The following is a 21,962-nucleotide window of genomic DNA, read 5'->3' on the forward strand; positions in this document are numbered from 1 at the left end:
TACTATCCAAGTGCGCCAGCTTAGGCGTCCGGCATGTCCCTAGAACAGCCCGGCGAAGGGCAGGATGGTGATGCGCTCGCCCGGCGCCACCCCGGTCGAATCCTCCGGCAGCTCGGCGAAGGCGTCGCTGCCGGTCAGCGAGGAGAGCAGCCCCGCCCCCTCCCGCGGATATTTGGCGGCCAGCGGCAGCCCGCCCTCCCCCGCCGGCGCCAGCCGCACCCGCACATATTCCCGCCGCCCCGCCTTCTTGCGATAGGCGAAGCCCGCCTCCGCCACGAAGCGCGGCAGCGGCGCCGGCGAGGCGCCGCAGAGCTGCAGCACCAGCGGCCGCGCCAGATGCAGGAAGGTGACGAAGCTGGCCACCGGATTGCCCGGCAGCCCCAGCACCGGCGTGCCGCCAATGACGCCGAGCGCCGCCGGCCGCCCCGGCTTCAGCGCCAGCCGCCAGAACACCAGGCTGCCCGCCGCCTGGATGGCGGCGCGCACATGGTCCTCCTCCCCGGCCGAGACGCCGCCCGAACTCAGCAGCATGTCGTGCTCGGCCGCCGCCGCGCGCAGCGCCGCATCGGTGACACCGGCACGGTCGGGCAGGATGCCGAGATCCACCGCCTCCACCGGCAGGGCGCCCAGCAGCGCCAGCAGCGAGAAGCGGTTGCTGTCATAGGTCTGCGCCGGCCCGAGCTTCGTGCCCGGCGCCGCCAGCTCATCCCCCGTGCTGAACACGCCGATGCGCGGCCGCCGCCGCACACTCAGCGCGGCCTGGCCCAGGGCGGCGGCCAGGCCGATGGCCGGCGCGTCCAGCACCCGCCCCGCCGGCAGGGCCAGCGCGCCCTCCGCCACATCCTCCCCCGCCGGGCGGCAATTGGCGCCATGCTTCAGGCCGGGGGGGAGCAGCAGGACAGCATCATCCAGCCGCGCATCCTCCTGCATCATCACCGTATCCGCACCGGGCGGCATCGGCGCGCCGGTCAGGATGCGGCAGGCGGTGCCGGGGGGCAGCGGCGCGGACGCCGCCTGGCCGGCCGCCAGCCGGAAGGCCAGGCGCAGCCTTGTCTCGCCGGCCGGGTCGAGATCGGCATGGCGGAAGGCATAGCCATCCACCGCGCTGTTGAAGAAGGGCGGCAGGGGCTGCGGGGCGCGCAGATCCTCGGCCAGGATGCGGCCGCGCGCGGCGGCGAGCGCCACCCTCTCCGACCCCGGCAGGGGCGGCACCCGCTCGGCGATCAGCGCCGCCGCGGCCTCCACCGAGAGCAGCGCGCCGCCAAAGGCGAAGCAATCATCGCTCAGCTGGGCCATGGCGCCGCATGCTCCAGCACCAGGGCGCCGATGCCCGGGATGTCGTCGAGGCCGGCCCGCGGCAATCCGCCGGGCGGCGGCGCATCGGCGGCCACGGCGCGGATCGCCGCATCCTCCGGATGCAGCCAGGGCTTGCCATTGGCGGCGCGGAACACCTCCAGCTTCGGATGCGTGTCGCGCTTGAAGCCCTCGACGATCACCAGATCGACGGGGGAGAGATGGGTCAGCAAGTCCGACAGCGTCGGTTCGGGGGCGCCGCGCAGCTCGGTCATCAGCGCCCAGCGATTCGCCGAGGACACCAGCACCTGATGCGCGCCCGCCTGCCGGTGCGCATGGCTGTCCTTGCCGGGCTGGTCCACATCGAAGCGATGATGCGCGTGCTTCAGGGTGGAGACGCGCAAACCCTGCGCAATCAGCCAGGGCAGCAGGCGGGTCAGCAGGGTTGTCTTGCCGGCACCGCTCCAGCCGGCCAATCCGATCACGCGCATCGGGGCACCTTATCGGGCGGAGGCGATAAAAAAAGGCCGGGGGAATGAATTCCCCCGGACCCCCATCTTTTTTCCATCAGGCCGGCCGCCGCTGGCGGCCGGCAACTCAGTCGGCGCCGGCGGGGCTGGTGCCGGGCGGATGCGCCAGGCGGTGCGCCTTCTCCAGCTCCTGGTCGACCCACAGGCCATGATGCTCGCGCGCCCAGTTGTAGTCGACCTGGCCGCTGCCCATCGCGTCGAAGGCGCCCTCCATGCCGATGGTGCCGATATAGATATGCGCCAGCATGGCGGCGACCATCACCAGCGCCAGCGCGCCATGCACCATGTGGCTGAGCTGCTGCCCGGCAATGTCGGTGACGGTGAAGGGGAAGACCAGCACATAGCCGCTGGCCGCGACCAGGCCGCCGCCCAGCACGGTCAGCCAGAACACGCCCTTCTGCCCGGCATTGAAGCGGCCCGCCTGCGGGTGCTTGTTGCCGATCAGCCCGCCGCCCTGCAGCACCCATTGCAGGTCCAGCCGGTTCGGGATGTTGTCCTTCGCCCAGAACAGCAGCAGCAGCACCAGGCCCAGCGTGAAGGGGAAGGCCAGGAAGTTGTGCGCCACCTTGCCCCACATCGACACGGCGGTGAACGCCTCCGGCCCGATCAGCGGCAGCAGCAGGTGCCGGCCGAAGGTCAGGTTCAGCCCGGACAGGCCCAGCACGATGAAGGTGCTGGCGGTCATCCAATGCGCCATGCGCTCGACGAAGGTGAAGCGCAGCATGGTGCGGCCGGACCAGCCATGCTGCAGCCGCATCTTGCCGCGCACCAGGTAGAACAGCGCCAGCACCGCCACCATGCCGAGGATGGCGACGGCGCCGATCCAGGCCAGGGTGCGGTTGTGGAAGTCGCGCCAGGCCCGGCCCTCGGGCTGGATCAGGTTGGCGGCCTTGGTGTCGGGAATGCTGACGCGGCCGGTGATGCGGCCGCCGGTCAGCGCCCGCTGCAGCTCCATCTCCTCGGCCGAGAGCTGGTTGCGGTCACCGAAGGGGGTCGGCGCCGGGATCGGCTGCACCGGGGCCGGCGCGGCGCTGGGCTGCGGCGCGGCCGGGCTGCCGGTGGGCGTGCCGGGCTCGGTGCTGTTCGGCATGGCGCGCTGCCGGTTCTCCCCGGCATTCTGCGTCTCCGGCACCGGGGCCTGCACCTCGGGCGCGCCGCGCGCCGGGCCGGCGCCATTGGCCTGGCCCTGCTGGCCCGGCGCCTCGGGCGTGGCCTGCTGCGCCGGGCTCTGCGCGAAAGCCCCAATCGGTGCCCCCAGCAGCGGCAGCGCCGCGGCGGCGGCGAACAGGATGGACCGCATGCTCACGCCTCCACCGTCTCGCGATAGGCGGTGCGCCAGCCCCAGGCGCCCGAGCCATAGCCGCGCTTCTGCACCCGCTCCCGGTAGATGCTGGCGATGATGTCGCCATCGCCGGCCAGCAGCGCCTTGGTCGAGCACATCTCGGCGCAGAGCGGCAGCTTGCCCTCGGCGATGCGGTTGGCGCCGTATTGCGCGTATTCCGCCGCCGTGTTGTCGGCCTGCGGGCCGCCGGCGCAGTAGGTGCACTTGTCCATCTTGCCGCGCCCGCCGAAATTGCCGACGCGCGGATATTGCGGCGCGCCGAAGGGGCAGGCGTAGAAGCAGTAGCCGCAGCCGATGCACAGATCCTTGTCGTGCAGCACGATGGCATCCGCCGTCGTGTAGAAGCACGAGACCGGGCAGACCGCGGCGCAGGGCGCGTCGGTGCAGTGCATGCAGGCCATGGAGATCGAGCGCTCCCCCGGCTTGCCGTCATTGATGGTGACGACGCGCCGGCGGTTGATGCCCCAGGGCACCTCATGCTCGTTCTTGCAGGCGGTGACGCAGGCGTTGCACTCGATGCAACGGTCGCTGTCACAGAGGAACTTCATACGGGCCATTGGTCTGGTTCCTCCCTGCTCAGGCCGCGCGGATCTGGCACAGCGTGACCTTGGTTTCCTGCATGAAGGTCACCGGGTCATAGCCGTAGGTGGTCAGCGTGTTGACGCTCTCGCCCAGCACGATCGGGTCGGTGCCGGCGGGATAATGCTTGCGGCGATCCTCGCCCATGTACCAGCCGCCGAAATGGAACGGCATGAAGGCGACGCCGCGGCCGACACGGTCGGTCACCAGCGCCTTCATGCGCGCCTTGGCGGAGTTCTCCGGCCCGTCCACCCAGACATACTGGCCGTCCTTGATGCCGCGATCGGCCGCGTCCGCCGTGTTGATCTCGACGAACATGTCCTGCTGCAGCTCGGCCAGCCAGCGGTTGGAGCGCGTCTCCTCGCCGCCGCCCTCATACTCGACCAGGCGGCCGGAGGTCAGCACGATCGGGAAGTCGCGCGCGACGGTGTTGCTGCGCGCCTGCACGCTCTTGCCCAGATGCGGCAGGCGGAAGCCGCGCCGGTCGTCCAGCGTCGGGTACTGCGCCAGCAGGTCGGTGCGCGGGGTGTAGATCGGCTCGCGATGCACCGGCACCGGGTCGGGCAGGTTCCAGGCATTCGCCCGCGCCTTGCCGTTCCCATAGGGGATGCAGCCATGGTTCAGCGCCACGCGGATGATGCCGAAGGAGAGGTCGGTCGCCCAGCTCACCCGGTCGACATTCTCGCCGCCGACGCGGGCGATGATCTCCTTCTCGCGGTCGGTCAGCTCGTCATACCAGCCGAGCCGCTTCAGCACCGCGACGGTGAATTCCGGATAGCCGTCCTGGATCTCGGAATCCTTGGAGTAGCTGCCCTCGGCCAGCAGGGTCTTGCCCTCGCGCTCCACGCCCCAGCGGGCGCGGAAGGTGCCGCCGCCTTCCTTCACATGCAGGTTGGTGTTGTAGAGGATATGCGTGCCCGGATGCTTCATCTCCGGCGTGCCCCAGCAGGGCCAGGGCAGGCCGTAATACTCGCCGGCGACCGGGGTGCCGGGCTTGCCGCGCAGCGTCACCAGGTCGAAATCCGCCTGGTGCTGCATGTGCAGCTTCAGCCGCTCCGGCGACTGGCCGGAATAGCCGGTGGAGATGGCGCCGCGATTGAATTCGCGGGTGATGCTCTCGGCGACCGGCGTCTTGCCGCGCACCTCGATCGTCTTGAACATCTCCTGCGCGAAGCCGAGCTTCTCCGCCAGGCGGTACATCAGCTCGTAATCGTTCTTCGATTCGAAGATCGGGTTGACGACCTGCTCGCCCCACTGGATGGAGCGGTTCGAGGCCGAGCGGCTGCCCGTCGCCTCGAACTGCGTGCACATCGGCAGCAGATAGGTGTTGTCGCGGCGGTTCGACATGCTGGCGAAGCTGGTCGGGTGCGGGTCGGCCACCACCAGCAGGTCCAGCTTCTCGAGGCCCTTCACCGCCTCCGGCATGCGGGTGACGGTGTTGCCGCCATGGCCCACCACCACCATCGCCTTCAGCGTGTCGGGCTGCTGCACCTGGTCCTTGGGCAGCAGCACGGCGTCGAACCAGCGCGTGGTCGGGATGCCCGGCGTCTCCATCAGCGCCTTGCTGGCGAAGCGGCCCATCATCCAGTTGTAGTCGACATCCCAGACCCGGCACCAATGGCGCCAGGCCGCCTCGTCCAGCCCGTAATAGGCCGGCAGGGTGGTGACATCGAGGCCGAAATCGGTCGCGCCCTGCACGTTGCAATGGCCGCGGAAGATGTTGGCGCCGGTGCCCGGCTTGCCGACATTGCCGGTGGCCAGCAGCAGGATTGAATAGGCGCGCACATTGGCGGTGCCGACCGTCTTCTGCGTCGCGCCCATGCACCAGATCAGCGTCGAGGGCTTCTGGGTGGCGAAGATCTGCGCCACCTTCTTCAGCTGCTCGCCCGGCACGCCGGTGACGCGCTCGACCTCGGCCGGGTTCCACTTGGCGACCTCGCGGCGGACATCATCCATGCCGTAGACGCGCTGGTTGATGAACTCCTTGTCCTCCCAGCCATTCTCGAAGATGTGCCAGAGCAGACCCCAGATGATGGGGATGTCGGTGCCCGGGCGGATGCGCACATATTCGGTGGCGTGGGCGGCGGTGCGGGTGAAGCGCGGATCGATGACGATCAGGTTCGCGCGGTTGATCTCCTTGCCCGACAGCACATGCTGCAGCGAGACCGGATGCGCCTCCGCCGGGTTGCCGCCCATGATGATCATGGAGCGGGCATTGCGGATGTCGTTGTAGCTGTTGGTCTGCGCGCCATAGCCCCAGGTGTTGGCGACACCCGCGACGGTGGTCGAGTGGCAGATGCGCGCCTGATGGTCCACCGTGTTGGTGCCCCAGAAGGCGGCGAACTTGCGGAACAGATAGGCGCCCTCGTTCGAGAATTTGGCGCTGCCCAGCCAGAACACCGAATCGGGGCCGGATTTCTGGCGGATATCGAGCAGCTTGTCGCCGATCTCGCTGATCGCCTGCTCCCAGGACAGGCGCTGCCACTGCCCGTTGACCATCTTCAGCGGGTATTTCAGGCGGCGGTCGCCATGCACCAGCTCGCGCACGCTGGCGCCCTTGGCGCAATGCGTGCCGCGGTTGATCGGGCTGTCCCAGGACGGCTCCTGGCCGACCCAGACGCCGTTCTGCACCTCGGCGGTGACGGTGCAGCCGACCGAGCAATGGGTGCAGATGTTCTTGATGCGCTGGATGGGCTGGCTGAAATCGGTGGGGCCGGCGGCGGCCGGGCGCGCCGCGGTCAGGCCAAGCCCGCCCATCGCGGCCAGGCCGGCGCCCGAGAGGCCCGCCTGGCGCAGGAAGGCGCGGCGGTCCAGCCCGCCGGAGGAGAGACCCTGATAGGCGGAGGACAGCCGCTGGCGGGCGGCCTTCCCGTCGCTGCGCTTGATCAGCATGGGGCGTTCCTTCCCTGGCGGCGTGTCAGTAGCGGTTGGTGCGGTAGAAGGCCTTGACGTGGTCGGTCTCGCGATAGCGCGCCGCCACCTTCTCGGCCTCGGTCTCCTTGCGCGGCCGCGGCTGCCCGGCCCCCTGGGCCGCGTTCTGGGCCACCGCCGGCGCGGCGGCCGCCGCGGCGGCGCCGCCCGCCAGGCCCAGCGCCTTCAGGAAGCCGCGCCGCTCCGACACCTTGCCATCATCCCGGTTGCTCATCGCCGCGTCCTTCTTCCTTGTTCTTTCAGCCAGTCATCATTGGAAATCGGTCTTCGCCGGACATCCCGCGCCACCCCGCCGCCCGGCGCGGCGGGAGGGCGCCTCAGGCCGGCAGCCCGGCCGCCACCGCCTCGACCTCGACGGCGGCACGGCCCAGCGCGCCCACGGCGCGGTAGAACTGCGCCGCCTGCGCCGCCTCCAGATCGGCAAAGCAGCGCCCCGCCCAGGGCTGCATGTGGCGGGCGAAGAAGGGCGCGGCCTCTTCCGGCGCCGCCGGGAAGACACCGGCGATCAGCCCGGCCATGGTCTCGCAGAGGAAGCCCAGATGGTCCTCGGGCTCGGCGACACCCGGCGCGCGCTCGACGCCGAGCCGGCCCAGCGCGTCGCGCAGCTCGGCCAGCGGCCGCTCATGCAGGAAGCCGGTCAGGTAGTAGGAGGCGAAGGGCAGCAGCTCGCCGCGGCCGACGCCGATGAAGAGGTCGTGGTATTCGCGCTCCACCGCCTCCAGCCGCGCCTCGCGCGCCGCCTGGCTCAGCCCGGCATAGGCGCGGCCGAGCAGCGTGTCCGTCTGGCCCTGCAGCCCGCGCAGATTGGCCAGCAAGGCCCCGTCCGGCGGCGCCACCAGCAGCCGCCCCAGCAGGGCGAAGAGGCGGGCGCGCTCCAGCTCCAGAAGGTCAAGCTCGGGGGCCGGCGGAACCGGATTGGCCATGCTGTGTTGCGTCCCTGCCCGGTTACGGGTCCAGCGTTTTGGGGGCGTCTGAACACCCCTGCCGGCAGAGGTGCCCTAATACTGCATTCTGCCCCAATCGCCCTGTTGTGAGCAAGCATCCGGTGGCAGATCCTGGTAATTGCGAAGTATTCGCATTTTCAACTGGGCAGGGCGCCACCATGCCGCCGGCGCGGCGACGCTTCCGCCGCGGGCGGCTCGGGCGCGGCCGCCGGCAGGGGCTGCGGCGCCGCCGGCGACAGGCCGGCCGGGGCGGGCAGCGGCAGCGCCGTGCCGCTCAGCCGCAGCGGCGAGGGCGGTGGCGCCGCCGGTTCGCCCGCCGCCTCGGCCAGGGCGGTGGCCGGCTCCGCCGCAGCGCCGGGCCGGGCTTCGCCGGCGATGGCCTCGCCGGACGCGGCATCGCCGGGCGGAGCATCGCCGGGCGCGGCCTGCGCCACCGCGTCGCCCTCGCCCTCGTCCTTACCCTCACCCTCTGGGGCGGGTTCCCGCGCCTCCGGCTCCGGCGTGCCGATCGCCTGGGCCAGCAGCCGCTTCACATCGCCGCCGAGCTCCAGCGCGAAACCGGGCACCCCGTCGGGCGCGTTGAAATCCCAGGCATAATCGGCGGGGCCGACGAAGTCGCGAATGCCCACATCCAGCGACCACATGCGCCGCAGCGCCGCCTGGCGCAGTGCCCAGGGCACCTGCGGCCGCAGGAAGGCGGTGAAGTCGCTCTCCGCCGTCAGGCTGTCCAGCGAGGGCAGGCTGGCCAGGTCGAATGCCGGCGCCTCCGGCGGGGTGGCGGCGGCCGGGGGGACGGCCTCTGGCGCGGCGGGGGCGCCGGCCGGGGCTTCGGGCTCCGGCGCCTCCACCCCGCGCTTGCGGCGCGACCAGCGGCTGAGGAAACCCTCCCCGCTCATGCGCCCCCCTCGCCCGGCCTGTCCCCGGGGGCGCGGCGCGCCAGCGCCTCCGGATCGGCCTGGTCGCGGCGGCGCTTCCAGAAGCCGCGCTCGCGGTGGTGCTGCGCCACGAAGGCCTCCAGCGGAGCGCGCAGGAAGTCCGGCATGGGCAGGCTTTCCAGCGTGTCCTGGCCGACATCGGCGTAGAGATGCGCCTCGCCGGGGTCGAGGGTGACGGCGTGCAGCGCCATGCCGGGCTCGCCGGGCGCCGGGCGCAGCACCACCCAGATCCGCGGCTCGGGCGATTCCAGATTGTGCTTGTAGTTGGCGGTGTCGGTCGGGTGGAGCGCGATGGTGGCGCGGCCGGCCAGGAACAGGGCGCGCCCTTCCTCCTGCCGCAGCAGGGTCCAGGGGGCGACCTCCGGCGCGTCCTGCAGCACCTCGGCCACGCGCCAGGACCAGTCGGCCCAGGGGCTCGGGGAGGGCCGGCGCTCGACGATCACCGCCACCTCGCGGTGCAGGCTGTCCGGCGTGTCGGTCAGCGGCATCGGGCCCTCCTACTGCGCCGCGGCGGCCGCGATCAGCGGCAGGCCGGTGGCCAGGTTCTGCGGCTTCATGCGCAGCATCTGGGCGCCGTTCATCGCCAGCGCCAGATAGACCGGCTTGCCGGCGACACGCGGCAGCACCCGCGTCTGCTCGCGGAATTCCAGCACGCCCAGCCAGAGGATGCGCGCCAGCCGCTCCTGCGCCACCGCCCTTCCGTGCCAGAGGTCGTTGGCGATCGCCGTCGCCTCGCTGTCCAGCCCGACATGCCAGGTCCAGGCGGCATCCTCGATCACCGGCACCGGGCGGATCGCCACCTCCTCCCCCAGCACATGGCGGATGAAGCGCTCCAGCGCGCGGGCCATGCCGAACTGGCCGGGCCGGCCCTCGGCGATGTCGAGCGCATAGTCATGCGCGTCCGAGCGCGCCGCATAGGGGGCGAGGTCGGCCTCCCCCAGCACGTCCAGCTCCACCTCGCGCGGGGGCGAGCCGGCCTCGGTCAGCAGCCGGCCAAGGGCGCCGAAATCGCCATCGGCGGCGCGGGCCTCCACCACCTCCTCATCGGCCAGCAGCAGGGCGCCGTGATGGATGGCGGCGCGCTGCGGGCGGAAGAGGCATTCGGCGGCGCGCCAGACAAAGGCGTCCGCCTCCCCCTCCAGCGCCGCGCGGGTGATGAGCTGCGTCAGCATCTGCAGGAACAGGGGCGGCACGCCGCGCACATCCTCGCGGTAGAGGGCCAGCCAGGCGGCCTCTAGCGTCGGATGGGCCATCACCCGGTCGCGGAAGGCCAGGAAGACCTGCCAATTCTCCGCCGCGTCCGGATCCGCCAGCTCGGGCACGGTGACGGCCCGCAGAGGGTCGGCCAGCAGGGCGGCGTGCAGTTCGCGCTCGGCGGCGCAGGCTTCCTCGGGCGGCACCAGTTCCGGCCGCGCCAGGAAGGCGCGCCACAGATCCGGCGTGGCGACCAGCCGCCCCGCCTCGTCCCGATCACAGAGCTGATGCCCCGACGCCACCCACACATCCATCGTCTTTTCTTCCAGCTTCCGGTCTTTTTTTTCAGCTGCCGGTCATGGCCGGGACGGGAGGCGCTGCACGTGAAGCCTCCCTCTCCGGCCCGGTGGAGCGGCCCGCCTTGCAACAGGACGGCGGCAGCCTGACAGAAAAAGGGGAATTCATTCCCCCAGGCCTTTTCCGATTTTGCTGAGATCGATTTCTTCCACGGTCTCGTCTTCCCCCTCCACCGCGACGATGCCGAAGACCGGCAGGCTGCCGAAATCGCTGTGCGGGGTTTCGCGCCGGTGCAGGGTGCGGAAGCGTTCGCGCACCTGGCCGTCCTCGATGCTGCGGGCCAGGGCCAGGACGGTGCCGGGCGGATGGTCACAGAGGGATTCCGCGAAGCCGATTTCTTCGAGGGCGGCGGCGCGGGCGGCGGCCTCGTCCGGCGCGCCATAGGCGGCGCGGATATGGGCGGCCAGGGCCGCCACCGCGGCCTCGCGCTCGGCCGGGCTGGCCTCGGCCACCTCGACCAGAGTGGAGAAGCCGAAGCTCGACAGGCCGAGGAAGCCCGCGCGGAATTCCTGGCGGCGCTTGCCGGAGAGGCTGGCCGGGTCCTCGTCCCAGAAATCGAAGCCGCCGGGCACGGCCCATTCGCCGGGCGCCGCGGCGCGGGAGAAGACCACGGCGTCGGAGGGGTCGAGCCGCAGGGTGCGGGGCAGGCGGTGGGTCATGCGTCGGGCCCCGCGGGCAGGGGGTGGTGGGTGTCGGCGCCGTCGCGGCGCAGCACCAGGGCGCCGCTCTGCGGGTCCAGGCCGCGCTTGGCGCCTTCCATCCAGGGTTCGACCTCGAGGCGCGCCAGCACGCGGTCGGCCATGGCGCGGAAGCCGCGCGCCTGCCATTCCGACAGCCCGGCCATCAGATGCCGTGCCCAGGCGGCGACGATTTCTTCCGGTGGCACTTCCAGGAAGCCTTCCTCGGCCAGCACGGTGCGGCCGGGGGTGCTGCCGGGCTCGTGCCCGGGCGGATGGCGCCAGTCGAGGGAGAGCGCCACCACCAGCCAGTCCGGCACAGCATCTTCTGCCGTGCCGGGCGGCGCGCCGAGGGCGAGGTGGCCCACCGCCGCACCATTCAGCACCAGCGTGGCGGGCCAGCGCAGCGTCACCGGGATCTCGGGCGGGCCGAGCACCACCAGCGCGTCGGCCGCGGCGCTGGCGGCGGCCAGCAGGCCGGCGCGGGCCGCGCGCAGGCTTTCCTCCGGTTCCAGCACCAGGGCGGCCTGCAGCCGGGTCTCGGTCGCGTTCCAGGCCAGCAGGCCGCCGCCATGTTCCGGGGCCAGGGCGATGGCGTGGCGCCGCGCATCCTCGCCCGGCGGCAGGGCCAGGGGGGTGAACAGGCTGGGCAAAGGGGGCAGGCCGCCGCGCATATTTCGTGCGTTTCCCTCGTCATCACGCATTCGCGTGGATATATGCGCTAGGCCCCGCCGGCGCAGCGGGCCGGAGGAAACATGACCGAACCCCGCCGCACGATTTTTGCCTGCAGTTGCGAAGACAGCATGGTGCTGGACGAGGGCGCGCTGAAACGGGGCTGCGGCGGGCGGCTGGCGACGGCCGAACAGCTCTGCCGCGGGCAGCTGGACCGCTTCCTGGCGGCGCTCGGCCCCGGCGATGTCACGGTGGGCTGCACCCAGGAGGCCCCGCTGTTCCGCCAGGAGGCGGAGGCGGCCGGCCATCAGGGCCAGCTGCATTTCGCCAATGTGCGGGAACAGGCCGGCTGGTCGGATGAGGGCGCCGCCGCCGGGCCGAAAATGGCCGCGCTGCTGGCCGCCGCCGCCCTGCCGATGCCCGCCACCCCCCTGGTGCCGCTGGAAAGCCAGGGGGTGACGCTGATCCTGGGCCGCGACGAGGCGGCGCTGGAGCTGGCCGAGCTGCTGAAGGACCGGCTGGACCTCACCGTGCTGCTGACCGGGGAGGAGGACATCCCCCCCCGCCCGCAGGCGGAATATCCGGTGCTGCGCGGCCGCGCCCGCGGCGCCACCGGCTGGCTGGGCAACTTCAACGTGGTGGTGGATGGCTATGCCGCCGCCTCGCCCTCCTCCCGCGCCACCTATCGCTGGGGCACGCCGCGCGACGGCGCCGCCAGCCAGTGCGACATCCTGATCGACCTGACCGGGCGCGCGCCGCTCTTCCCGACGCATGAGGTGCGGCAGGGCTATTTCCGCGCCGATCCGGGCGATGCGGCGGCGCTCGCCCGCATCGCGCGCGAGGCGGGCGAGCTGGTCGGCCAGTTCGACAAGCCGCGCTTCATCCGCTTCGAGGCCGGGCTCTGCGCCCATGCCCGCAACAAGCGCACCGGCTGCACGCGCTGCCTGGATCTCTGCCCGACCGGCGCCATCACGCCGGGCAAGGAGAGCGTGCAGATCAGCGCCGAGATCTGCGCCGGCTGCGGCGCCTGCGCGGCGGTCTGCCCGACCGGCGCGGCGCAATATGATCTGCCGCCGACCGACGCGATGCTGCGCCGCATCCGCGCCCTGCTGCTGGCCTATCACTCCGCCGGCGGCCAGGCCCCCACCCTGCTGCTGCATGGCGAGGGCGGCGAGGCGATGCTCGACGCCCTCTCCCGCCACGGGCCCGGCCTGCCGGCGCATGTGCTGCCGGTGCGGCTGGGCGAGGTGACGGCGGCGGACCTCGCCATGCTGGTGGCGCCCTTCGCCTGGGGGGCGTCGGATGTGCAGCTGCTGCTGCCCGCCCGCCGCCCGCATGGCGCCGAGGGCGTGCTGCGCAACATCGATTATGCCGAGGCGATGCTGGCCGGGCTCGGCCTGCCGCACGCGCCGGGGGTGATCGAGACCGACGACCCCTTCACCCTGGGCGAGATGCTGCGCGCCGCCCCGCGCCCGGCGCCGGCGACCCGCGCCGAATTCCTGCCGCTGGGCGCGCCGCGCGAGATCCTGAAGACAGCACTCGCCGCGCTGCGCGACGCCGCAGCGCCCGCCACCGCCGTGATCCCGCTGCCGGCCGCCGCGCCCTTCGGCGAGGCCAGCGTGGCGGTCGATGGCTGCACCCTCTGCCTGGCCTGCACCATGGTCTGCCCGACCGGCGCCTTCGCCGCCAATCCGGACCGGCCGGAGCTGTCCTTCCTGGAGGATGCCTGCGTGCAGTGCGGCCTCTGCGCCACCACCTGCCCGGAGAAGGTCATCAGCCTGACACCACAGCTGAACCTGGCGCCCGAGGCCGCCACCCGCCGCGTGGTGAAGCAGGAGCAGCCGGCGATCTGCCCCTCCTGCGCCAAGGCCTTCGGCACCCGCGCCTCGATCGACCGGGTGAAGACGCGGCTGCGCGCCAGCGGGCACTGGATGTTCAGCGACGCGTCGAAGCTGGCGCTGCTCGACCTGTGCGAGGATTGCCGCGTCTCCGCCGCCACCAACGCTCAGGTCGACCCCTATGCGGGGCCGGCCCGGCCGCGGCCGATGACGACGGAGGACTACTTCCGGAAGCGGGAAGAGTAAGGCCGGGGTGGCAGGGCCACCCCGGACCCCGCCTTCCGTTGCAGCGCGCCCGGGCTTGGCATCCTCCCCCGGCGGACCAACACTCCTGCTGAGTCACAGGAGAGAGGACACCGCCATGGCCGAGAGCAATCGCCAGATCCTGCTGAAGGCCCGCCCCAGCGGCCGCCCCGGGCCCGAGCATTTCGAGCTGGTCGAGCGCCCCCTGCCCGAGCCCGGCCGGGGCGAGGTGCTGCTGCGCCACCGCGTGCTCTCCCTCGACCCCTATATGCGCGGGCGGATGGACGACACCCCCTCCTACGCCAAGCCGGTCGAGCTGGGCGGGGTGATGGAGGGCGAATGCGTGGCCGAGGTGCTGGCCAGCCACCACCCCGACTTCGCCCCCGGCGACTGGGTGCGCGGCGCCCGCGGCTGGCAGACCCATTCCGCCGCGCATGGCAGCACGCTGGTCAAGCTGCCCAGCACCGGCGGCGTGCCGCCCAGCGCCTATCTCGGCGTGCTCGGCATGCCTGGCACCACCGCCTGGGTCGGCGTCACCGAGATCGGCCGGCCCAAGCCGGGCGAGGTCTTTGTCGTCTCCGCCGCCTCGGGCGCTGTCGGCAGCGTCGCCGGGCAGATCGCCAAGAAGCTCGGCTGCCGCGTCATCGGCATCGCCGGCGGCGCCGAGAAATGCCGCTACGTGACCGAGGAGCTGGGCTTCGACGCCTGCCTCGACCATCGCGGCGATCTGGGCGCGGCGCTGGATGCGGCCTGCCCCGAGGGCATCGACGTCTATTTCGAGAATGTCGGCGGCGCGGTGCAGGAAGCCGTCTTCCCGCGCATGCGCACCTTCGGCCGCATCGCCTTCTGCGGCACGGTCGCCACCTACAATGTCCGGCCGCTGCCGCCCGGCCCCAATCTCGGCGCGCTGGTGAGGAAGAAGCTGCGCCTGCAGGGCTTCATCGTCAGTGACCACCCGCAGGCCTGGGTGGAGTGGCAGCGCATCGGCGGCGCCTGGGTGGCCGAGGGCAGCCTGCGCTGGCGCGAGGACCGCGCGAAGGGGCTGGAGAACGCGCCGGAGGCGTTCATCGGGCTTCTGGAAGGCAAGAATTTCGGAAAGCTGGTGGTGGAGATTTAAGAATCTTCTTTTTCTGAAGAAAAAGAAGCAAAAAGACTTTGCCAGTCTGGCGTCCCGCCTATGGCCATAAGCGGGACGCCAACTGACAAAAGTTTTTTGGTTCTTTTTTTCAAAAAAGAACCTCTTCCTCTCTGTCATACACTTTCCTGCCCGCGACATAGGTCGCGCGCACGCAGCGCTCATCCCCGAGCGTCATCAGCACGAAGAGCCGCTCCAGCAGATCCGCGCAGAGCCCCATGCGGAAGCCGAGCAGCGGCGTCGCCGCCAGATCCAGCACCACCAGATCGGCCTCCTGGCCCGGCTCCAGGCTGCCGATGCGCTTCTCCAGCGCCAGCGCCTCCGCCCCGCCGCGCGTGGCCATCCAGAAGGCCTGGGCGGCGGTGATCGGCTCGCCCGCCAGGCGGGACACCTTGTAGGCATCGCCCATGTTGCGCAGCGCGCAGAGGCTGGTCCCCGCCCCGATATCGGAGCCGAGGCCGAGCGCCACCTCCCGCGCCGCGCGCCGCGCCTGGCGGGCGCGGAACAGGCCGGAGCCGAGGAAGAGGTTGGAGCCGGGGCAATGCGCGATGGCGCTACCGCTGGCGTGGCAATGGCACAGCTCGCCCTCGGAGAGGTGGATGCCATGGCCGAAGATGGCGCGCCGCCCGGTCAGCCCGGCGCGGCGATAGACGTCGAGATAGTCCGACGCCTCGGGGAAAAGCTGCCGCACCCAATCCAGCTCCGCCGGGCTTTCGGAGAGATGCGTCTGCACATAGGTGCCAGGATGCTCGGCCCAGAGCCGGCCGGCGGCGGCGAGCTGCTCCGGGCTGGAAGTGGGCGCGAAGCGCGGGGTGATGGCGTAGAGCTGCCGCCCCGTTCCGTGCCAGCGGCGGATCAGCGCGGCGCTCTCCGCGATGCCGCCGCCGGGCGGGTCCAGCAGACCGGCCGGCGCGTTGCGGTCCATCAGCAGCTTGCCGGCGATCATGCGGGTGTTCAGCCGCGCCGATTCGGCGAAGAAGGCCTCGGCCGAGGCCGCGTGCACGGTGCCATAGACGGCGGCGCTGGTGGTGCCGGCGGCGAGCAGCTCGCGCAGGAACAGCCGCGCCACGCGGGCGGCGTGGTCGGCATCGGCGAAGGCGGCCTCGGCCGGGAAGGTGTAGCGGGCGAGCCAGCCCAGCAGCTCCTCGCCGGGGGCTGCGACCATCGGCAGCTGCGGGTAGTGCACATGCGCGTCGATGAAGCCGGGGCAGAGCAGCGCCTCCGGCCAGTGCTCGACTGCGAGGCCCGCGGGGGCCGCGCCGGGCCAGGGGGCGATGGAGGCGATCTCGCCCTCCTCGATCACCAGCAGCGCGTCCGGCCAGTGCTGCAGCGCCTGCTCCGCCGGCACGCGGAACGGGTCCGCCCGGAAGCTGATCGCCGCGCCGCGCAGCGCCCGTGCCGCCATGCCCGCCCCTCCTGTCCTCATCCTGCATCCTGCAACGCAGCTTAAATCTATGAAACAGCGGCAGCGTCGCCGGGCGGCTGCCCTATATCCGCCTTGAAGCCGCCGGATACCGGCGGTCCCCCGCCGGCGTTCCAGCAGGAGCCCCCGCCGCGGCGGGGAGGCGCCGCCGCCCGTCCTGGCCGGCGGCGCGCTGGTCTGCCCTGACGCCTCCCGGCGCCGCGGCCGTGGAAGTGAGCCGATGCTGCATTCCCTGCCCAACACCCTCCTGGCGCTGTCGGCGCTGCTGATCGTGGTCAGCGCCATCCAACCCCTGGCGCGACGGCTGATGCTGTCCAGCACCGTGCTGCTGGCGGTGGTGGGCGTGCTGCTCGGCGCCGGCGCCACCTTCGTGCTGAACAATGCCAGCCGGAACACCCCGCTGGACGAGGTGGCCAGCAGCCTGGTCCGCCTGCCGGTGAATGCCGAGGTGTTCCTCTTCCTGTTCCTGCCGCTGCTGGTGTTCCACGGCTCGCTGTCGATCGATGTGCGGCGCCTGGCGCGGGACTGGGCGCCGGTGCTGGTGATGGCGGTGGTCGCCGTGCTGGTCACCACCGCCGCCATCGGCTTCGCGCTGGCCCCGATCGCCGGCGTGTCGCTGACGGCCTGCCTGATGCTGGGCGCCATCGTGGCGACCACCGACCCCTCCGCCGTGGTCGGCATCTTCCGCGAGATCGGCGCCAACAGCCGGCTGACCCGGCTGGTGGAGGGCGAGAGCCTGCTGAACGATGCCGCCGCCATCTCGATCTTCACCATCTTCCTGGCGCAGCTGACCGGCGACCATCCGGCGGCGCCGCTGGAGGCGGCGGTGACCTTCCTCACCTCCTTCGCCGGCGGCATGGCGGTGGGCTTCGTGCTGGCGCGGCTGATGCTGGCCGGGCTGCCCTGGCTGGGCGGCAACCGCACGGCGGAGGTGACGCTGACGCTGGCGCTGCCCTATCTCGCCTACATCCTGTGCGACGAGGTGTTCGAATTCTCCGGCGTGGTCGCCGCCGCCGCGGCGGGGCTGACGGTCAGCGCCATCGGCCCCTCCACCTTCCGGCCGCGCTCCTGGCAGTTCCTGCAGGATATCTGGGACCAGCTCTCCTTCTGGGCGAGCTCGATGGTGTTCATCCTGGCCTCGATGCTGGTGCCGCGGCTGCTGCTGGGCATGGAGCAGCACGATCTGCTGCTGATCGGCGTGGTGATCCTGGCCGCCATGGTGGCGCGCGCGGCGGTGCTGTTCGGCGTCATGCCGCTGCTGCTGCTGGCGCGGCTGTCGCAGCGCGTGCCGGTGCCCTTCAAGGTGACCATCCTGTGGGGCGGGCTGCGCGGCGCCATCACCCTGGCCCTCGCCCTTGCGGTGACCGAGAACCGCGCCGTCCCGCGCGAGGTGCAGCAATTCGTGGCCATCGTGGCGACGGGCTATGTGCTCTCCACCCTGCTGGTGAACGGCACCACGCTGCGCTTCCTGGTCAGCGCGCTGAAGCTCGACCTTCTGTCCCCGGCCGACCAGGCGCTGCGCAACCAGGTGGTGGCGATCGGCCTCGGCGAGGTGCGCGACAAGCTGCGCAGCACGGCGCGCGATTACGGCTTCTCCGCCGCCACCACGGCGCATGTGGTCGAGCTCTACGACCACCGCGTGAAGGTGGAGACGGCGGCGAACACCTTCGACACCGCCATCTCCGACCGCGAGCGGGTGACGCTCGGCCTGATCACCTTCGCCAGCCAGGAGCGCTCGGTGCTGCTGGAGCTGTTCCAGGAGCAGGGCCTGCCGCGGCGGGTGATGGAGAACCTGCTGTGGAACGCCGAGAGCATGATCGACGGCGCCCGCACCGAAGGGCGGCTCGGCTACATCCAGGCGGCGCGGCGGCGGCTGCAGCCGGGGCTGCGCTTCCACATCGCGCAATGGCTGCACCGGCAGTTCCGCATCGACACGCCGCTGATGCATTGCATGGCCGAGCGCTTCGAGATGCTGCTGCTGACGCATCTGGTTTCCGTCGCCATGGCGCGCTTCGTGCGCCGGCGCATGGAGCCGGTGCTGGGCACGCGGGTGACCGAGGTGGTGGCCGATATCGTCGCCCGGCGGGAGGACCTGCTGGAGGACGCGATGGACACGCTGCGGCTGCAATATCCGGGCTATGCCGAGGCGCTGGAGACGCGGCTGCTGCGCCAGCTCGGCCTGCGGCTGGAGGCCGAGGAATACGCCACGCTGCGCCAGGAATCCCTGGTGGGCGAGGAGCTGCATGAGGAGCTGATGCGCGGGCTGGAGACGCTGCGCCGCCAGGTGACGCGGCCCTTGCAGTTCAACATCCAGTCGGGGCTGGACCAGCGCATCGCCGAATTCCCGCTGTTTGCCGGGCTGCAGGAGGCGCTGCGCCACGATCTGGCGATGAGCGTGACCAGCCGCTTCGTCGTGCCGGGCGAGACCATCCACCGCCCGCGCCGCCGCGCCCGCTCCGTCTACCTGATCAGCCGCGGCGAGGTGACGCTGACCCAGGATGGCCATGACACGCTGCTGAGCCATGGCGACATTTTCGGCGACCAGGAGGCGCTGAAGAATGGCCGCTATCGCGGCCGCGCCAAGGCCAACAGCTTCTGCCACCTGCTGGAGCTGAGCGCCGCCGATTTCCAGCGCCTGCTGGCCGAGGCGCCGGTGCTGGCCGGGCGGCTGCAGCGCCTGGCCGAGCGCCGGCAGGAATGGCTGGACAAGCCCGCCGCCCCCGACCGCGCCCCGCCGCCGATGCTCACCCTGGAGCCTGTCGGCGACCGGTCAGGGCCGGGACAGGGGCCGCGGGAGGCGCGGCCGGGCGCTCCGGCCCAGGGAGCAGCTGAGGGGGAGGGCCGCAAGGGGGAGGACGGCCCGACGGCCTCGGTCCCCTAGACCAGTTCCGCCACGCCAATTCCGCGGTCGCCGGGATTGCCGGACGTCACGCGCTTCTGCCGAGGACCAGGGCGACGAATGCCCGCAGGTCGCCCAGCATCAAATCCGGCTCCTCCCAGGCGGCGAAGTGGCCGCCCGACGGCATGTCGCTCCAATGCACGATGTCGTAGGTCTTCTGTGCGAAGGAGCGCGGCGGCGGGATGAAGACGGGGTCGGGGAAGGCGGCGACGCCGGTCGGCACCTTGATGCGCGCTCCAGCGGGAAACCTGTTCGATTTTTCGAGGCGCCGGCCCTGATAGATCCAGGTCGCGGTGACGACCGAGGAGGTCGCGACGTAGAGCATGATGTTGGTGAGCAGCTCTTCCTCGCGGAACCTGCTCCAGATGTCCGGGCTGCCATCGGGCGCCACCGGGAGATCGGCCCATTTGCCGATCTTCTCCAGCATCCAGCCGGCCGCGCCGACGGGGCTGTCGGCCAATGCCGCGCCGAGCGTCTGCGGGCGCGTCCCCTGCTGGTGACTGTAGCCGCCCTCCAGCTCCAGGAGTTCGTCCCGTCTGGCGACGAATGCCTTTTCCGCGTCGCTGGTCGGCGCGGCATCCTCCGCGTGGAGGTTGACCATGTTGAGGTGGAGGCCGAGCAGCGCGTCGGGCCGGTCATGCGCCATCCAGGCGGCGATGGCGTTGCCCCAATCCCCGCCCTGGACGATGAAGCGCTGGGCACCGTAAAGCTCGCCCATCAGCTCGTGCATCAGCGCCGCGGCCCGCCGCGGCCCGATCAGGCCGGTGATCGGCTTCGAGAAAGCGAAGCCGGGCAGCGAGGGGACGACGACGTCGTGACCGTCCGCCACCAGCGGCTGCAGCAGCGGCTCGAATTCGAGATACGAGCCTGGCCAGCCATGCAGGAGCAGAAGCGGCGGCTTCGAGCCGTCGCCCTTCACATGCAGGAAATGCAGGTGCTCGCCGTCGATCTGCGTCATGAAATTCGGCAGCCGATTGAGGCGCCGCTCGACGGCACGCCAGTCATAGACATCCCGCCAATAGGTGACGAGCCGCCGGAGGTCGGCGACCCCGACGCCCGATCGCCACCCTCCCGCGTCGGGAAGCTCGCTCCAGTCATAGGCGGTGACCTTGCGCGCGATGGTCGCCAGCCGGTCGTCGGAAATCTCGATCCTGTAGGGCGCCGCCATCGCCGTCTCCTCGCTCCGCAGCCGCAGCATCCGAATGCTTGCGGCCGCGTCGTCTCGCGTGACGCAAAGTCAACTCGTTTCACTACAGTGGAAAGGCGGCTGTTGAAAGCGTCGCTTCGGACCGTGGCAGCCTGCACCGAGCCAGATCCGCACGCCGCCATCCGGCAGGCCTTCACCCGCTTCACCTCTGACGGGTGCCGCAACCATCTCGCCGCCGCAGGCTGCGACGCCCATGACCCGACTGGATCGGAAACGGCTCTAGCTGGCGGACATGCCGGTGACATGGGCGCAGCTGAGCGCCACCCGCGCCTCTGGGCGGGGTGGTGGCGGTGTCCAGCACCAGGCCGGCCGCACCGCGCGGCTCGAAGCTGTGCCCGGCCACGCATTCCCCGCTCGGCATCGCATGGCCGGCGATGTCGGCGAGGCGGCTTTCCACCCGGCGCCGGTGTTCGACGAAATCCGAGCAGACCAGATGGATCTCGGCCAGCTGCGCGCCACCGCGATCGGGGAGGCCACACCCGCCCACCGGCCGCGCAGCCGGTGAGCCCCGCGTCCCGCCTCCCCACCCGACGGCGGCAGCCCGAAAGAAAAGCAGCCCGAAAGAAAAAATCAGGGGGAGAGGACGACCTTGATGCAGCCATCCTGCTTGTCGCGGAAGGTCTTGTAGGCTTCGGGACCGTCCTCCAGCGGGAGCCGGTGGGTGATGACGAAGGAGGGGTCGATCTGGCCTTCCTCGACCCGGCGCAGCAGATCCTCGATATAGCGGTTCACATGGGTCTGGCCCATGCGGAAGGTCAGGCCCTTCTGCATCGCGGCGCCCATCGGCACCTTGTCCAGCAGCCCGCCATAGACGCCGGGGATGGAGACGATGCCGCCCGGGCGGCAGGCCATGATCGCCTCGCGCAGCACATGCGGGCGGTCGGTCTCCAGCATCAGCGCCGCCTTGGCCTTGTCCATCATGGCGTCGAAACTGGCGGTGGCGTGCGATTCCATGCCGACCGCGTCGATGCATTTGTCCGGCCCGCGCCCGGCGGTCTTCTGCATCAGCTGGTCGATCACGCCGCCCTCGGCGAAGTCGATGGTCTCGGCGCCGCCGGCGCGCGCCATGGCGAGGCGCTCCGGCACGGTGTCGATGGCGATCACCTGTTTGGCGCCCAGCATCAGCGCGCTGCGGATGGTGAACTGGCCGACCGGGCCGCAGCCCCAGATGGCGACGCGATCCTCCGGCTGGATGTCGCAATGCACCGCCGCCTGCCAGCCCGTCGGGAAGATGTCCGTCAGGAACAGCAGCTGGTCGTCGCTGATGCCGCCCGGCACCTTCACCGGCGCCACATCGGCAAAGGGCACGCGCACATATTCCGCCTGCCCGCCCCAATAGCCGCCGGTCAGGTGCGAATAGCCGAACAGCCCGGCGGTCGGGTAGCCGAAGGCCTCACGCGCCAGCTCCGGCTTGCGGTTGCTGCGCTCGCAGACGGAGAAATTGCCGCGCCGGCACTGCTCGCATTCGCCGCAGCAGATGGTGAAGGGCACGACGACGCGGTCGCCCACCTTCAGCTTCTTGTTGCCGGAGCCGACCTCGACCACCTCGCCCATGAATTCATGACCGAGCACATCGCCCTTCTGCATCGCCGGGATGTAGCCATCCATCAGGTGGAGGTCGGAGCCGCAGATGGCGCAGCTGGAGACCTTGATGATGGCATCGCGTGGATCCTCGATGCCGGGGTCGGGCACGCTTTCGCAGCGGATGTCGCCCTTGCCGTGCCAACAGAGTGCCCGCATCGCCGCCTCCTGCCTGAGATGTC

At 71.3% G+C, this 21,962-nt stretch carries 19 protein-coding genes and 1 pseudogene; 5 read left to right on the plus strand and 15 right to left on the minus strand.

Features of this window, described 5'->3' with window-relative positions; all coding sequences use genetic code 11:
• Positions 1-39 precede the first annotated feature (39 nt).
• From QE401_RS16645 to QE401_RS16700, 12 genes are all read right to left on the minus strand, one after another.
• The gene (locus QE401_RS16645) at positions 40-1,296 is read right to left on the minus strand and encodes a molybdopterin molybdotransferase MoeA (protein WP_307139261.1); all 1,257 of its coding nucleotides are present in this window, start codon (positions 1,294-1,296) and stop codon (positions 40-42) included.
• Positions 1,284-1,784 (minus strand): molybdopterin-guanine dinucleotide biosynthesis protein B, encoded by a 501-nt coding sequence (mobB, locus tag QE401_RS16650; RefSeq protein WP_307139262.1) that lies wholly within the window; start codon positions 1,782-1,784, stop codon positions 1,284-1,286. Before mobB ends, QE401_RS16645 begins: the two co-directional genes overlap by 13 nt.
• Before the next feature lie 106 nt (positions 1,785-1,890).
• Positions 1,891-3,123 (minus strand): formate dehydrogenase subunit gamma, encoded by a 1,233-nt coding sequence (locus QE401_RS16655; RefSeq protein ID WP_307139263.1) that lies wholly within the window; start codon positions 3,121-3,123, stop codon positions 1,891-1,893.
• Positions 3,124-3,125: 2 nt separating this feature from the next.
• Complete coding sequence (gene fdh3B, locus QE401_RS16660; RefSeq protein ID WP_271136799.1) at positions 3,126-3,722, minus strand: formate dehydrogenase FDH3 subunit beta; 597 nt, start codon at positions 3,720-3,722, stop codon at positions 3,126-3,128.
• 19 nt (positions 3,723-3,741) lie between these two features.
• The gene (locus QE401_RS16665) at positions 3,742-6,636 is read right to left on the minus strand and encodes a formate dehydrogenase subunit alpha (RefSeq protein ID WP_307139264.1); all 2,895 of its coding nucleotides are present in this window, start codon (positions 6,634-6,636) and stop codon (positions 3,742-3,744) included.
• A gap of 25 nt (positions 6,637-6,661) precedes the next feature.
• On the minus strand, positions 6,662-6,889 hold the full coding sequence (locus QE401_RS16670) for a twin-arginine translocation signal domain-containing protein (protein WP_307139265.1): 228 nt from the start codon (positions 6,887-6,889) through the stop codon (positions 6,662-6,664).
• Between the two features lie 103 nt (positions 6,890-6,992).
• The gene (locus tag QE401_RS16675) at positions 6,993-7,598 is read right to left on the minus strand and encodes a TorD/DmsD family molecular chaperone (protein ID WP_307139266.1); all 606 of its coding nucleotides are present in this window, start codon (positions 7,596-7,598) and stop codon (positions 6,993-6,995) included.
• A 158-nt stretch (positions 7,599-7,756) separates the two neighbouring features.
• Positions 7,757-8,515 (minus strand): DUF3306 domain-containing protein, encoded by a 759-nt coding sequence (locus tag QE401_RS16680; RefSeq protein ID WP_307139267.1) that lies wholly within the window; start codon positions 8,513-8,515, stop codon positions 7,757-7,759.
• Positions 8,512-9,042 carry a DUF3305 domain-containing protein gene (locus QE401_RS16685; protein WP_307139268.1) on the minus strand — a complete coding sequence of 177 codons (531 nt, stop codon included), beginning with the start codon at positions 9,040-9,042 and terminating at the stop codon, positions 8,512-8,514. Before QE401_RS16685 ends, QE401_RS16680 begins: the two co-directional genes overlap by 4 nt.
• Positions 9,043-9,051: 9 nt before the next feature.
• Positions 9,052-10,062, minus strand: coding sequence for a DUF6352 family protein (locus tag QE401_RS16690; protein ID WP_307139269.1), 1,011 nt, complete (start codon positions 10,060-10,062; stop codon positions 9,052-9,054).
• Between the two features lie 147 nt (positions 10,063-10,209).
• Complete coding sequence (locus QE401_RS16695) at positions 10,210-10,764, minus strand: DUF6505 family protein (protein ID WP_307139270.1); 555 nt, start codon at positions 10,762-10,764, stop codon at positions 10,210-10,212.
• Positions 10,761-11,456, minus strand: coding sequence for a biotin/lipoate--protein ligase family protein (locus tag QE401_RS16700; RefSeq protein ID WP_307139271.1), 696 nt, complete (start codon positions 11,454-11,456; stop codon positions 10,761-10,763). The genes QE401_RS16695 and QE401_RS16700 overlap by 4 nt, the downstream gene beginning before the upstream one ends.
• 81 nt (positions 11,457-11,537) lie before the next feature.
• Between QE401_RS16700 and QE401_RS16705 the strand changes: the two genes are divergently transcribed.
• Positions 11,538-13,538, plus strand: a complete 2,001-nt coding sequence (locus QE401_RS16705; RefSeq protein ID WP_307139272.1) for a 4Fe-4S binding protein — start codon at positions 11,538-11,540, stop codon at positions 13,536-13,538.
• Positions 13,539-13,653: 115 nt separating this feature from the next.
• Positions 13,654-14,652 carry an NADP-dependent oxidoreductase gene (locus QE401_RS16710; RefSeq protein WP_307139273.1) on the plus strand — a complete coding sequence of 333 codons (999 nt, stop codon included), beginning with the start codon at positions 13,654-13,656 and terminating at the stop codon, positions 14,650-14,652.
• Between the two features lie 109 nt (positions 14,653-14,761).
• Here the strand turns inward: QE401_RS16710 and guaD are convergent, their stop codons facing one another.
• Positions 14,762-16,075 (minus strand): guanine deaminase, encoded by a 1,314-nt coding sequence (gene guaD / locus QE401_RS16715; RefSeq protein WP_307139274.1) that lies wholly within the window; start codon positions 16,073-16,075, stop codon positions 14,762-14,764.
• A 238-nt stretch (positions 16,076-16,313) separates the two neighbouring features.
• On the opposite strand from guaD, the gene QE401_RS16720 reads away from it, so the two are divergent.
• On the plus strand, positions 16,314-18,974 hold the full coding sequence (locus QE401_RS16720) for a cation:proton antiporter (protein WP_307139275.1): 2,661 nt from the start codon (positions 16,314-16,316) through the stop codon (positions 18,972-18,974).
• Positions 18,975-19,020: 46 nt separating this feature from the next.
• Here the strand turns inward: QE401_RS16720 and QE401_RS16725 are convergent, their stop codons facing one another.
• Positions 19,021-20,160, minus strand: coding sequence for an epoxide hydrolase family protein (locus QE401_RS16725; RefSeq protein WP_307139276.1), 1,140 nt, complete (start codon positions 20,158-20,160; stop codon positions 19,021-19,023).
• Between the two features lie 102 nt (positions 20,161-20,262).
• Between QE401_RS16725 and QE401_RS16730 the strand changes: the two are divergent.
• Positions 20,263-20,382: pseudogene (locus QE401_RS16730) on the plus strand (IS630 family transposase); the annotation flags it as partial.
• A gap of 49 nt (positions 20,383-20,431) precedes the next feature.
• Positions 20,432-20,704, plus strand: a complete 273-nt coding sequence (locus tag QE401_RS16735) for a hypothetical protein (protein ID WP_307139277.1) — start codon at positions 20,432-20,434, stop codon at positions 20,702-20,704.
• A gap of 65 nt (positions 20,705-20,769) precedes the next feature.
• On the opposite strand, the gene QE401_RS16740 is transcribed toward QE401_RS16735, so the two are convergent.
• Positions 20,770-21,939 carry a zinc-dependent alcohol dehydrogenase gene (locus QE401_RS16740; RefSeq protein ID WP_307139278.1) on the minus strand — a complete coding sequence of 390 codons (1,170 nt, stop codon included), beginning with the start codon at positions 21,937-21,939 and terminating at the stop codon, positions 20,770-20,772.
• Positions 21,940-21,962: the final 23 nt, after the last annotated feature.

This window comes from Pseudoroseomonas cervicalis (genome assembly GCF_030818485.1).
Taxonomy (GTDB): Bacteria; Pseudomonadota; Alphaproteobacteria; order Acetobacterales; family Acetobacteraceae; genus Pseudoroseomonas; species Pseudoroseomonas cervicalis_A.